12 protein-coding genes are annotated in these 12,953 nt (G+C 67.7%); 4 read left to right on the forward strand and 8 right to left on the reverse strand.

Annotated elements, in window-relative coordinates:
- Nucleotides 1-59: 59 nt before the first annotated feature.
- Nucleotides 60-710, forward strand: coding sequence for a lytic transglycosylase domain-containing protein (locus BLU04_RS03685; RefSeq protein ID WP_157895082.1), 651 nt, complete (start codon nt 60-62; stop codon nt 708-710).
- A gap of 310 nt (nt 711-1,020) precedes the next feature.
- On the opposite strand, the gene BLU04_RS03690 is transcribed toward BLU04_RS03685, so the two are convergent.
- The 4 genes from BLU04_RS03690 to BLU04_RS03705 form a co-directional block, all read right to left on the reverse strand.
- Nucleotides 1,021-2,076, reverse strand: coding sequence for a tetratricopeptide repeat protein (locus BLU04_RS03690; protein ID WP_157895084.1), 1,056 nt, complete (start codon nt 2,074-2,076; stop codon nt 1,021-1,023).
- A gap of 8 nt (nt 2,077-2,084) precedes the next feature.
- Nucleotides 2,085-2,885 carry a hypothetical protein gene (locus BLU04_RS03695; protein WP_093282370.1) on the reverse strand — a complete coding sequence of 267 codons (801 nt, stop codon included), beginning with the start codon at nt 2,883-2,885 and terminating at the stop codon, nt 2,085-2,087.
- Nucleotides 2,886-2,977: 92 nt separating this feature from the next.
- Entirely contained in the window at nt 2,978-3,994 is a 1,017-nt protein-coding gene (locus tag BLU04_RS03700; protein ID WP_093282373.1) for a helix-turn-helix domain-containing protein, read from the reverse strand.
- Nucleotides 3,995-4,140: 146 nt separating this feature from the next.
- Nucleotides 4,141-5,202 (reverse strand): sugar phosphate nucleotidyltransferase, encoded by a 1,062-nt coding sequence (locus tag BLU04_RS03705; RefSeq protein ID WP_093282376.1) that lies wholly within the window; start codon nt 5,200-5,202, stop codon nt 4,141-4,143.
- A 112-nt stretch (nt 5,203-5,314) separates the two neighbouring features.
- Here BLU04_RS03705 and BLU04_RS03710 point away from each other — a divergent pair, with 112 nt between their 5' ends.
- The gene (locus BLU04_RS03710; protein WP_197673022.1) at nt 5,315-6,334 is read left to right on the forward strand and encodes a Gfo/Idh/MocA family oxidoreductase; all 1,020 of its coding nucleotides are present in this window, start codon (nt 5,315-5,317) and stop codon (nt 6,332-6,334) included.
- 43 nt (nt 6,335-6,377) lie between these two features.
- On the opposite strand, the gene BLU04_RS03715 is transcribed toward BLU04_RS03710, so the two are convergent.
- From BLU04_RS03715 to BLU04_RS03725, 3 genes are read right to left on the reverse strand one after another with little or no spacing between them, the layout of a single operon-like run.
- On the reverse strand, nt 6,378-7,151 hold the full coding sequence (locus tag BLU04_RS03715) for a hypothetical protein (RefSeq protein WP_093282381.1): 774 nt from the start codon (nt 7,149-7,151) through the stop codon (nt 6,378-6,380).
- A 27-nt stretch (nt 7,152-7,178) separates the two neighbouring features.
- Nucleotides 7,179-7,475 (reverse strand): hypothetical protein, encoded by a 297-nt coding sequence (locus BLU04_RS03720; protein ID WP_093282383.1) that lies wholly within the window; start codon nt 7,473-7,475, stop codon nt 7,179-7,181.
- A complete protein-coding gene (locus tag BLU04_RS03725) occupies nt 7,465-8,205 on the reverse strand; it encodes an RNA polymerase sigma factor (RefSeq protein WP_093282386.1) in 741 nt (246 codons plus the stop codon). The genes BLU04_RS03720 and BLU04_RS03725 overlap by 11 nt, the downstream gene beginning before the upstream one ends.
- A gap of 441 nt (nt 8,206-8,646) precedes the next feature.
- Between BLU04_RS03725 and dnaB the strand changes: the two genes are divergently transcribed.
- Nucleotides 8,647-10,140, forward strand: a complete 1,494-nt coding sequence (dnaB, locus tag BLU04_RS03730; RefSeq protein ID WP_093282389.1) for a replicative DNA helicase — start codon at nt 8,647-8,649, stop codon at nt 10,138-10,140.
- 30 nt (nt 10,141-10,170) lie between these two features.
- Here the strand turns inward: dnaB and BLU04_RS03735 are convergent, their stop codons facing one another.
- The gene (locus BLU04_RS03735) at nt 10,171-10,770 is read right to left on the reverse strand and encodes a TlpA disulfide reductase family protein (protein WP_093282391.1); all 600 of its coding nucleotides are present in this window, start codon (nt 10,768-10,770) and stop codon (nt 10,171-10,173) included.
- A 160-nt stretch (nt 10,771-10,930) separates the two neighbouring features.
- Here BLU04_RS03735 and dxs point away from each other — a divergent pair, with 160 nt between their 5' ends.
- Nucleotides 10,931-12,829, forward strand: coding sequence for a 1-deoxy-D-xylulose-5-phosphate synthase (gene dxs / locus BLU04_RS03740; protein WP_093282394.1), 1,899 nt, complete (start codon nt 10,931-10,933; stop codon nt 12,827-12,829).
- Nucleotides 12,830-12,953 lie beyond the last annotated feature (124 nt).

Here is a 12,953-nt window from a genome sequence, read left to right on the forward strand (position 1 = left end):
CGGGAGACTTGCGGAGCGCCCGTTTTTCGCGAACATTTGGCTTCGCCTTTTTTCACCCCATGCGCCTCCGCCTCTTCATCGTCGCCCTGATCGTCGCCCTCCTCGGGGGGGGCCTCGGCGCGGCGGCGTGGGCGTGGCAGCTCCGCTCGATCGCGCGGCAGACCCAGTTCGACCAATACATCGGCCCCGCGGCGCTGGAGAACAACATCGATCCGCTCCTCATCCGGGCGATCATCTGGCGGGAGAGCCGCTTCCAGCCCCGCGTCCGGGGACTGAACCGGGAGCGGGGCCTCATGCAGCTGACGCCCGGCGTGGCGGCGGAATGGGCCCGGGTCCGGCAGGTCGATCCGGTCGATCCCGACGCCCTCTTCGACCCGAAGGTGAACATCGAGATCGGGACGTGGTATTTCGCCCGGATGCTGAAGCACTGGGAGGGGGTCGAGAACGCCGAGGTCTTCGCCCTCGCCGAGTACAACGCGGGCCGGAGCAACGTGCTGAAGTGGGTCGACCCCGCCGCGCCGACCGACGCCGCCGCCCTCCACGACCGGATCGGCTTCCCCTCGACCCGCCGCTACGTCGACGCGATCCTGGTGAAGTACGAGGCCTACCAGCGGAACTATTTCCGCCCGCCGTGGCTCCTCTACTGGGACCGGCTGACGAAGAAGAGCGACCAGCCGACGCTCGTCGGCAGCGCGGCGAAGGCGCTCTAGGCTAGATCGGGCATCGGGGTAGCATCCCGGAGGGATGCCAGCCATTAGCCGGGGGTCGAGCGCAGCGACACCCCCGGAATCGGATCGAAAGAAAGAGCGCGCCGCAAAAGGGCTTTTTCCCTCATCACACCAGCCGGAGCGCACCTCGAAGACAGAATGACGGGAGGACCGCCCGGGCAGGTCTCCTAAAAAGGCGAGCGGCGTTTCGGGGCGAGTTTTTTTGTCTCTTTCTACCGGGGGTGTCGCTGCGCTCGACCCCCGGCTAATGGCTTCGACCCCTTCAGGGTCGAGGTCGAGTCCGAGGGCGGGCCTAGCTCTTCGCCGGGGCGGTCTTCCCGGTGACCCACTGGACCAGCTTGTCGGTCACTTCCTTGTATTGCGGGTAGGCCGGGAATTTCTGGATGACGACTTTCAGCGTCTCGATCGCCTCGGTCTTTTTTCCGACCTTCATGAGGGAGTCGGCCTTCAGGACGAGGAGGCGGGGATTGTCGACGACGGGGAAGTTGTCGGCGGTCTTCGGATCGGCCTGGGCGGCCTGGCCGATGGCGGCGATGGCGGCGTCCCATTCGCCCGCGAGGGCGGCGGGCGACTCGTCCTCGTACCACGGCTCGACCATCGCGGTGAAGAGCTTCTCGACGTCGGCCGGGCTCCCGTAGTAGCCGCCCTTGTCGTTGAAGTAGCCTTCCTCGAGGTCGTAGTACTTGAAGAAGATCGAGGAGGTGAGGCTGTCTTTGAAGAGGGGATAGGCGGTGAGGGTCGGCGGGCCGGAGCGGACGGCGTCCATGAGGGTGTCGAAGACGGCGGCGGCGGCCTTCGCGTCCCCCTTCGCATATTGGATCTGGCCGCGGAGGTAGAGGACGTAGATGTCGGCGGCGGGGCCGAGGCGGGGGTCGTCGAGGAGGTCCTTGTATTTGATCTTCCAGTCGCTGAAGGCCTTCTGCGGGCCGTCGCTCGCCTTCTCCTTGTCCTTGGCGCGGTCGGCCCTTCCCTCGGCGACCGCCTTCTCCTTGTCCTGCGCCTCCTTGGCTGCCAGCGCGGTCTTGTCGAACTGGACCTGCTGGACGGCCTGGAGGTAGAAGGAGCGGCCGTCGCCGTGCTGGCCGAGGTCGGAGAGGATCGGGGCGAAGCGGGCGTTCATCGCCTCGCGCCGCTTGCCCTCGGCGTCGTGGAGGAGCTTCGCGATCTCGGGCGGGAGCTCGTCGTCGGCCCGGGCGGGCAGCGGGAGGGTCGAGGAAAGCCCGAGCACGAGGGGAAGCAAAAGACTCCGAAAGAAGCGCATCGCCGCCCATTCTCCACGGATCGGGACGGGAATCAAAACACTTTTAAGCGCGTCGCCGCCGAGGCGGATGAGGCGGCGCGCTTTCAATTCGGCCTCTAGACCGTCAATGCACGGCGGCGGCGGACGACGAGGAAGAGGAACGGCAGGCCGAGGAGGGCCAACGCCCAGACCGGCACTTCGGGGACGGCGACGACGGCCCCGGTCAGGGTGATTTCGTCGAGGCGGAAGCCATCGGTGCCGGTGGGGGAACTGCCGTAGAAATAAAGCTCAAAGGTCGTCGAGGAGGTGACGTTCTGAAGGGCGGAGTTGCCGGAGAGGGTCGCCGTGACCAAGCTGAAGTTGTAGACGCCCGCACTCTGGACCGTGGGCATTGTACCGCTGGCCAACGCGGTGGTGAAGTTGTCGGCGCTCGACATGAGGAACCAGTTCGACGCCGCCGTGGAGACGCCGCTGGTACCGTCCCGCTCATACTCGAAGGTGAGGGTCGACACGTTGATGGCGTACCCGGAAGAGGGAGTGACAGTGAAGGCGAGATAATCCTGTCCGGTGATGGCGTCCGCCTGGGTGGCGGTGGAGAATTCGTTGACGATGCCGGTCGTTGAATTAGCAGTGGAGAAGTAGAGGGATAAGGGAGGCAAGCCCTTGCTGCTCGACCCGACGCCGTAGAGCTGGCCGATGCTCAGCGAAGAGGCCGTGTAGTTGACGGCAGTCACCGTGGAGGTGCCGTTGACTCCGGGAATGACCGTCCCGGGAGCGGAGACATATCCGGCATAGAGGCCGATCCCGGTGAATGAAGCGGTCCCCATGTTGTAATCAATCAACGTCGCCGCCGAAGAAGAGAAGACGACGGCCGTCGCCAAAGAAAAGGCCAGGGAAAGAAGTTTGAAGGCTTTCATGGGAGGACCCCATCGTATCCCCAAACGGGGCTCCTCCGTTATTACCCAAGTGAGGCGATTCTGGTAATTACCACAGATTCTCTCCTTAAAAGTCAGGGAATCTCGACAATCGCCCCCCCTCGGCTCGCCGCGCGGAACTGGGCCGGGGTCTGCGAGGTGATGCGGCGGAAGACCTTCCCGAAGTAGCTCGGATCGGTGAACCCGCACTTGTAGGCGACCTCCCCGATGCTGAGGCGGGGGGACGGGAGAAGGCGCTTCGCCCGCTTCACGCGGATGAGATTGACGTAATCGCCGATCTCGCAGCCCATGCATTTCTTGAAGGTCGCCCCCAGGTAGTTCGCGTTGCAGCGGAAGTGGCGGGCCAGGTCGATGACGCGGCAGGGCTGGTCGAGGTGGCGGTAGACGTAGGCCTCCACCTGCCGGATGAGGACGGGCATCACCTCGAAGTCCCGCCAGCGGACGGCGAGCGGGCCCGAATGATAACGCTCCGTCGGCAGGGCGAGGGCCTCGCAGCAGAGGGCGATCATCGCGACGACGGTCTTCAGCCGTTCCCGGTGCGGCTCCGCCTCGGCGAGGGAGAGGACGGGGAGCCTCTCGTACGCGGCGCGGAAGGGGCCGGGGGCGAGGCCCCGGCGGCGGCAGTAGCGGGCGATGCGGGCGAGGGAGGCGGCCTTCCACTCCCGGATGGCGACCTGCCCGTAATAGAAGACGCCGAGGACGCCGCCGTGGTAGACGAGGGGCTCGACGATGTCGAAGACGCCGAGGTGGCAGAGCCCCTCGAAGCCCTTCGCCCGGCGGAGGGCGATCTCGTTCGTCGCCCGCTTGTTGAGGGAGCAATCGGTGTGGGCCCCGCTGAGGCGGTCGTCGGGGAACTGCTTCGCGAAGGTGCAGAAGGCGCAGGCATGGCGGTCGTTCGGCGCGGGGAGGGCCAGCTCCGGGTAATCGAGGGTGATGCCGCTGAGGTCGTCGAAGTTGACCCGGAGCGGTCCTCCCTCCTCCAACAGCCGGATCGCCCGGGCCAGAAGAGGGCGCGTCGAGGACGGAGGCGGAAGCGCAGCCGACGGCAACGGCGCGGGCGCTTTCGGGCGGGCGGAAGGCTTGGCGGGCATCGGAGGGGCAGTGTCTGTGGAAAACAGACCCTGTGAATGGAACCTGGGTACAGTGTGCCGCGCCGCCGCTCAAAAAGAAACCGCCGAATCCGCCGTCCGTACCAAGGCCGCCTGGGGAGGGTACCAGCGCCTCTTCCGGCCCGCCGCTATTTCACCGCGTCGGGGAGGAAATCCTGGAGTTGCTTCACGCCCTGGGCCTTGCTGCGGGGGCAGACGAGGATGGCGTCGGGGGTCTCGACGACGATGAGGTCGCTCGCGCCGTAGAGGGCGATGGTGCGGCCCGTCGAGATGACGATGTTGTTCCCCCCCTCGACGACGATGGCCTTCCCCTGGAGGGTGTTCCCGTCGCCGTTGCGGCCGAAGTGGGCGGGGAGCGCCGTCCACGCGCCGACGTCGTCCCAGTCGAACTTCGCCCACGTGGTGAGGACGCGGCTCGCCTTTTCCATGAGGGCGTAGTCGACCGAGATCTTCGGGAGGAACGGGAAGCGGCGGGAGAGGTAGACCTCGCGGTCGCCGCCCGGGGCGGGGTAGTTCCGGACGAACTCGGCGAGTTCCGGGACGAGGCGGCCCGCCTCCTGGATGAAGTAGTCGGCCGACCAGGCGAAGATCCCGGCGTTCCAGCCGTAGCGGCCCGTGGCGAGGTACTCCCGCGCCTTCTCCTCGCTCGGCTTCTCGACGAAGCGGACGACGGGGTGGAAGCCCTTCGTCCCGGCGTGGACGTCGTCGCCGAGCTCGAGGTAGCCGAAGCCGGTGGCCGGATAGATCGGGTGGACGGCGAGGGTGACGAAGGCGTCCCCGGCGGCGGCGACGGCGAGGGCCTCCGTCAATTGCCTCGCGTAGGTCTCCCCGTCGTGGATCAGCGCGTCGGCCGGGGCGACGGCGACGACGGCCCGGGGATTCTGCGAGCGGGCCAGCGCGGTCGCCAGGGCGCAGGCGGGGGCGGTGTCCCGCTTCTCGGGCTCGGCCTCGATCTGGTCGGGCGGGAGGAAAGGGAGGACGCGGCGGGTCTCGTCGAGCTGGTCCTGGTTCGTGAGGACGAAGATCCGCTCCTTCGGGACGACGGCCTGGGCGCGGCGGACGGCCTGCTCCAGCAGCGTCGTTTCGCCGAAGAGGGTGACGAGGTGCTTCGGCTTGTCCTTCCGGCTGATCGGCCAGAAACGCTCGCCAGTTCCCCCGGCGAGGATGCAGATGTAGAAGCGGTCGTCCATAGGCGTGAGGGGGCCATTTTAGGACGGGGCCGCCGATGATGACAAGAGCCGCGCGCGGGGAACCGGAGGAAATTTTGTGGCGGGAGCGGGGAGCGCGGGTAAGATGCCCGCCATGATTCGCTGGGGCTTTATCGGAACCGGGGCCATCTGCCGGACGTTGGCGCAGGCCGTCGGCTCGCTCGAACGCCAGGGCGTCGCGACCCGCCTCGCCGCCGTCGCCTCCCGCAGCCGGGAAGGGGCCGACGGCTTCGCCCGCTGGCACGCCGCCGAGGTCCCCGGCGCGGGGAAGCTCACCGCCCACGCCTCCTACGAGGCCCTCTTCGCCGACCCGGAGATCGACGCCGTCTACGTCGGCACCCCCCATCCGGCCCATGCGGCCAACGCCCTCGCCGCGCTCCGGGCGGGGAAGGCCGTCCTCTGCGAGAAGCCGCTGACGATGAACGCGCGGGAGGCCGGGGAACTGGTCGCCGAGGCGCAGGGGCGACGGCGCTTCCTGATGGAGGCGATGTGGACCCGCTTCCTCCCCGCGACCCTCCGGGTCCGGGAGTGGATCGCCGCCGGGGAGATCGGCGAGGTCCGCCTCCTCCAGGCCCGGTTCGGCTTCCCCGTGGCGCGGAACCCCGACGGGCGGCTCCTGAACAAGGCGCTGGGCGGCGGCGCCCTCCTCGACATCGGCATCTATCCGGTCTCCTACGCGGCGATGCTCTTCGGCACCGCGCCGCTCTCGATCCAGAGCGCCGTCCACATCGGCGAGACCGGCGTCGACGAGCAGGCCTCGATCCTCCTCCACTATCCGGGCGGGGCCCAGGCGCAGCTGACCTGCAGCCTCCGGGCCCTCGTCGGATCGGGGGCCGAGATCTACGGGACGACGGGGAGCATCACCCTGCCCCAATTCTTCGGCCCCGCCGAGGCGACGCTCCACCGGCAGGAGCGGGAGCCCTTGCGCTTCGAGAGCCCGCTCCCCCACGGCCACAACGGCTACGAGCCGATGCTGCGGGAAGTCCTCCGCTGCCTCGCCGCCGGGGAGATCGAGAGCCCCGTGATGACCCACCGGGAATCGCTCGAGATCATGGGGATGATCGATGCGATCCGGAAAGAGTGGCCGCTGCGGTACGAGGCGGACGAAGGATAGGGGCGCGGGGGGGAGCGTCCCTCCCCCCCGCGATCCCCCGGCCCTACGGCTTCGCCGGGGCGGGCAGCGCGGGCGGCGGCGGGAGGAAGCCGAGGTTCCGCAGGGAGAGGAAGAGCCGGTCGAAGGGCAGGGGATGGGTATCGGCGAGTTTCAGGAAGGCGACGCGGCGCGCTTCCATCAGCTTCTCGGTGGCGGCGGTCTGCTCCGGGGTGAGGTGGAAGGAGTCGGCGGTGAGGCGGAGGAAGGGCTCGTACATCACGATGTGGAGGAGGGCGCGGAAGAGGCGCTCCTGCTGCCGGCGGCGGGTCCGCCCGTCGTTGTCCCCCGCCGCGCCGGGGGCCGCGCCGAAGGGGGCGGGCTGGGCCTGCTGCGCCTGGGGCCCCAGGCGGTTCTCGGCGAGGCCGTGGAATTCGGCGATCCAGTCGACGCCGCCGGAGCCGCCGCCGCCGGGGCCGCGCATCTGCTCGCGGAGCTTCTTCTGCTCGTCGGTGAGGAGGGCGGCGAAGCGGTCGTCGTAGTCCTTGGTGAGGGCGAGGTAGTCCTTCTGGAAGGCGGCCAGTTCGGGCTCGATCTCGGCCATCTCGGCCCGGAGCTTGGCGATCTGCTCGGCCGTGGGCGCGGGGCGGCGGTTCTTGTCCTTATCCTTGTCGCGATCGTCCCGTGCCGCGTCGCCGGGCCGGGGAGGCGCGCCGGGGCCGGTCCACGGCACGGGAGGGAGGAGGGGCGGCGGGAGGTGGAGGGTGATCCACCAGCCGAGCGCGACCCCGACGAGGAGGATGGCGACGCTGCCGAGGATGAGGGGGAGCCGGGTTTTCACGAAAGGGAGGGGCGGGGTTGAAGGAAGCTATTCCAGGGTCTCGACCCACTGGGCGAGGCCCTTCCATTCGTCGACGCGGGCGTTGGCGGTCGAGGAGGCGCTCCAGCCGTTGAACTCGACGTAGCCGAGGAGGACGAGGGAGAGGGCGAAGGCCGACATGACCATGACGCGGGCGTTTTCCCGGGCGGTGACGGCCTCGGCGCGGAGCCGGGCGGTTTCGGCGAGGATGCGGGCGGCGAGGTTCGGCGCGAAGGCGGGCGCGGCCTGGAGTTCGAGTTCCTGCCAGGGCAGGCGGCCGGAGGGGGAGTCGGGATTAGGGTTCATGTCGCGTCCTTTCGATTCTGAGCTTCAGCAGGGCCTTGGCGCGGTGGACGCGGGTCTTCAGCGCCCCCACCGTGATGCCGTAGCCGGCTGCGATTTCTTCGTAACCGGTTTCCCGGTCCTGCACAAGGAGAAGGAGGGCGCGGTCCCGCGCGGGGAGGGTCTTCAGCGCGGCGCGGAGGAGGAGGAGGTCGTCGCTCGGCTCCTGGTCGACGGCGGGGGTCTGGGCGGCGACTTCCTCGTGCCGGTCGGAAAGGGGGGAGAAGAGGCGGCGGAACCGCTCGCGCCGGAGGTGGCTGAGGCAGGCGTTGCGGGCGGCCTTGAAGAGCCACGCCTCGAAGCGGGCCGTCTCGCGGAGGCGGTCGAGGGAGAGGAAGATGCGGACGAAGACGGTCTGGGTGAGGTCGTCGACGTGGGAGGAATCGCCGAGCATGCCGTAGATGAATCCGCCGAGGCGGCGGCGGTAGGCGGCGATGAGGGCCTCCTGGGCCGCGCCCTCGCCGCGGCGGGCGCGGACGACGAGGTCTTCCAGCTCCTTGGCCTGGGCGGCTTCGGCGTCGAGCTTGGCATCGGTCGTCTTGCCGTGGGCGTCGTCCATCATGGGATGCGGGCGTTGGAAGGGGGCGGGACGGACGCGGGTCTGGGAGGCGCGCTGGGCCGCGACCCCGTCGAAGGCCGAGAGGAATGTGTAGAGTTCATCCCAAGCAGGGTTGGCGGCAAAGCCCGTGTTCATCTGATCGGCATGACCGCCCGACCCGAGAGGAGGTTACACCAAATGTCACGCCAGTGGCGAGGGCGGACTAGGGGACAGAACCGAAGCGGCCTTCTCCCAATAGGAGTCTAGGCGTCTTGGTCCCATCTCCCCCCGCAATCCGTACCCTCGGACGCTCGGGAAGCAGCCGATTTTAATCCAGTTCGGAAATAAGGCGCCGCCCAAGCGCGTCCGCCTAGCTAAGGCCCTCAGAGGGGGAGGTTCGAGGAGGGGCGAAGCCCCTCTTGGGCTATAAAGCGGGTTACCTCCACCTGTACAGGGTCGCCCCCGCCAGCCCCAAAGGGCCGCCCCCACCCCACTTACTCACCACTATTCACAAGTTCTTCACCTTCAGCACCCCCAAGTCCCTCCAGAAGAAAGACTTGCGCCCATCCCAAAACCGCCCAATATCGCCCTTCTTTTATGGCTCAGCAATTTTCCAAAGGCGGCAAGGGCAAGCCGACCCCTCCCCCTCCCCTCGGCGCCTCGGTCAATGCCGACGACCTCGCCACGCCGCTCTATTCGACCGAGGCGGAGCAGGCCGTCCTCGGCGCGATGCTCAGCCATCCCGACGTGGTCATGTACCAGGTGCTGGAGAAGAACGTCATCCGGAATGACTTCTTCGTTCCCTCCCACCAGGAGATCTTCGAGGCGCTGAAGGAACTCCACAGCCGCCAGCACGCGATCGACATCACGACGGTCCACCAGTACCTCGTCGACCGGAAGCTCGACGAGATCGCGGGGAGCCCCGGGAGCCTCGTCGGGATGGTTTCCTCCCTCGTCTCCCACCTGAACGTGGGGACCTACATCAAGCTGGTGAAGGACAAGAGCCTCCTCCGCCACCTCCAGCAGGCCTGCATCAACATCGTCCAGGAGATCTCCGACCAGCCCCACGCCGTCGAGGGGATCCTCGACCGGGCGGAGACCGAGGTCTTCAAGGTCACCGACCTCGGCCTCACGCAGAGCACCGTCCCGGCGAAGGAGGAGCTGGCGAAGGCCCTCGACATGATCGAGCGGTTCCGCGCCCGGCAGGGGAAGATGACCGGCATCCCGACGGGCTTCACCCAGCTCGACCAGATGACGACGGGGTGGCAGCCGGGCGACATGGTCGTCCTCGCCGCCCGTCCGGGCGTCGGCAAGACGGCGCTCGCCCTCAGCTTCGCCCGCTACGCGATGAAGGAACGCTACGACGAGAAGCGCGACGCCTGGGTGAAGCCCGGCTACGGCGTCGGCTTCTTCTCGCTCGAAATGACGAACGCCCAGCTCATCCTCCGTCTCATGGCCTCGGTCGCCGGGTTCGACCTGAAGAAGATCCGCACGGGCGACATCGACGAGTTCGAGATGAGCGGCCTGCGGCAGATGTCGGAGGACATGAAGCAGTGGCCCCTCTACCTCGACGATTCCTCCCACCTCACGATCAACCAGCTCCGGGGCAAGGCGCGGCGGATGAAGCAGCGGTACGACATCGACCTCCTCGTCATCGACTACCTCCAGCTCCTCCACTCCGAATCGGCCCAGGCGAAGGAGAACCGGCAGAACGAGGTCGCCGAGATCTCGCGCGGCATCAAGGGCCTCGCGAAGGACCTCGGCATCCCGATCATCGTCCTCGCCCAGCTGAACCGGCGCGCGGAGGAAGGGAAGACCGAGCCCGCGCTCCACAACCTCCGCGAATCGGGCGCGATCGAGCAGGACGCCGACATGGTCCTCATGCTCCATCGGCAGGAGCAGGAGGAGGACGCCGCCCCCTCGGCGACGCGGAACTATTCCCTCATCATCGCGAAGCAGCGAAGCGGCCCGACGGGGAAACTCGACGTCCGCTTCAACCCCGCCTACACCCGCTTCGAGGACCCCGTCCGCCACGAGTCCCGCTCCCACGCCTCCCCGCAGGGCGGCGGCGACGGGAACGACGAGGAGTAGGGCGGAGTCGGGGGGGGGGACGCGCCCCCCTTACTTCTTCGCGGGCGCGGCGGTCCCGGCCTGGGCCTGGTCCCGGTCCTTCAGCAGCGCCGCGAGGGCGCGGTTCAGGTCGCTCCCTTCCAGCATGCCGGTCGCGTAGAGGGCGATGCGGCCCTCGGCATCGATGAAGAACGTCGTCGGGATGACCTCGACGCCCCCGTAGAGATCGAGGACCCGCTGCGTCGCGAGGGCGATGGGGTAGGTCACCCCCGCCGTCTTCGCCATCCGGGGGACCTGGTCGAGGTCGCCTTGGAGGGGATTCACCGCGTCGAGGGAGAGGCCGATGAACTGGACCCCCTTGTCGGCATAGGCCTTCTGCGCGGCGGCGAATTCGGGCATCTCCGCGAGGCACGGCGGGCACCACGTCCCCCAGAAATTCAGCACGACGATCTTCCCCTTGTAATCGGCGAGGGAAACCGGCTTCGCCATCGGCCCGACGCCGGGGAGGGTCCAGGCCGGGGCCGCCGTCCGCTTCGCGCCCGGGGCGAGCTTCACCGGGGCCGGGGCCGCGCCGTCGGCCCCCTTCGAGCAGGCGGTGAGAGGGAGGAGGGCCGCCAGCAGAAGCGGCAGAAGGGAACGAACCGGTGTCATGTCGTTAAACGCTAGCACGCTTTTCGACCTGCCGGAAAGAGAACCCTTTCAGGAACAGATCGGAATCATTCATCTTCGCTAACCTTAACCGATTCCCGTCCTTGCCATTTCCGCCCCGCATGCATACCGTTTTCGTCTCACCACCTTCCGTACCAATCCTATGGGCACCCTCCTGAACGCGATTTCCTCCCCTGTCGACCTCAAAAAACTGAGCGTCGACCAGCTCACCCCCCTTGCCGAAGAGATTCGTCAGGAACTGATTACGACGCTTTCCAAGACCGGCGGCCACCTCGGGCCGAACCTCGGCGTCGTCGAGCTCACCCTCGCCCTCCACTACGTCTTCAATACCCCGCAGGACAACTTCGTCTTCGACGTCAGCCACCAGGCCTACGTCCACAAGCTCCTCACCGGCCGCCGCGACCGCTTCCACACCATCCGCCAGCCCGGCGGCCTCAACGGCTTCATGCTCCGCGAGGAGAGCGAGCACGATTCCTTCGGCGCGGGCCACGCCGGCACCGCCCTCTCCGCCGCCCTCGGCATGGCGACGGCGCGCGACATGCGCGGGACGAAGGAACACGTCGTCGCCCTCTGCGGCGACGCCGCCTTCACCTGCGGCATCACCTACGAGGCGATGAACAACGCGAAGTCCCACGCCAAGGGCCTCATCTGCGTCCTCAACGACAACGAATGGTCGATCGACAAGAACGTCGGCGCCATCGCCGACTACTTCAACAAGATCGTCACGAACCCGAAGTACTCCCACCTCCACGAGAAGGCCGAGAGCTTCATCTCCTGGCTCGGCGAGCGGACCATCGGCAAGGACAACGCCCTCCGCTTCGTCCACAAGATCGAGGAGGGGATCAAGGGCCTCGTCCTCCCCAACGTCATCTTCGAGGAACTCGGCTTCCACTACTACGGCCCGATCGACGGCCACGACACGAAGCTCCTCATCCAGACCTTCGAGTTCCTGAAGACCCTCGACCACCCCGTCGTCCTCCACGTCCTCACGAAGAAGGGGAAGGGCTTCGACCCCGCCATCGACAAGAAGAAGAAATTCCACGGCGTCGCCCCCTACAACGTCGAGACCGGCGAGACCGCCTCGGCCGGCCAGCGGACCTACTCCGAGGTCTTCGCCGACACCCTCTCCCACCTCGCCGACATCAACAAGAACGTCGTCGCCATCACCGCGGCGATGCCCAACGGCACCTGCCTCGACCGCTTCCAGCCGAAACACCCGGACCGCTACTTCGACGTCGGCATCGCCGAGGAACACGGCGTCCTCTTCGCCTCGGGCCTCGCCACGAAGGGCTTCAAGCCGTTCTGCGCGATCTACTCGACCTTCCTCCAGCGCGCCTTCGACCAGATCGTCCACGACGTCTGCCTCCAGAACCTCCCCGTCGTCTTCTGCATGGACCGCGGCAGCCTCTCCGGCGACGACGGCCCGACCCACCACGGCCTCTTCGACATCTCCTACCTCCGCAGCGTCCCGAACATGGTCCTCTTCCACCCGACCAACGAGGACGAGCTCGCCGACATGATGTTCACCGCCATGCACCACCCCGGGCCGAGCGCCATCCGCTACCCCCGCGGCCTCGGGCCGGGCGTCAAGGTGAAGGACCATCCCCAGCTCATCCCGATCGCGAAGTCCGAGGTCGTCAAGCACGGCCAGAAGGTCGCCATCTTCGGCCTCGGCCAAATGCTCCCCGTCGCCAACGAGCTCGCCGCCGAGCTCGAGAAGCAGGGCCACTCCGCCGCCGTCATCAACCCCCGCACCGTGAAGCCGTTCGACCTCGGCACGCTCGAGTTCTTCGCCCGCGGCGCCGAGGCGATCGTCACCCTCGAGGACCACGTCCTCGCGGGCGGCTTCGGCAGCATCGTCCTCGAATCGCTGAGCCTCCTCGGCCTGAAGACCCCCGTCGTCCGCGTCGGCTGGCCCGACCAGTTCATCGAACACGGCAAGCCCGACGCCCTCAAGGCGAAGTACGGCCTCACCGCCGCCGCCGCCCTGGAGCGCGTCCTCCCGCTCCTCTCGAAGAAGAGCGCCGCCGCCGTCGCCTAGGCGACGCGGGCTGCTTCGGCAAAAAGGCCGCCCCTTTCGGGGCGGCCTTTTTCGTGAGGAGATAGGATTGCCTCTGGATGCCACTTCCCATGGCTCGGCCCTCATAGAGGTTAGATCCAGCGGA

Origin of the sequence: Verrucomicrobium sp. GAS474, assembly GCF_900105685.1 — a bacterium.
GTDB lineage: Bacteria > Verrucomicrobiota > Verrucomicrobiia > Methylacidiphilales > GAS474 > GAS474.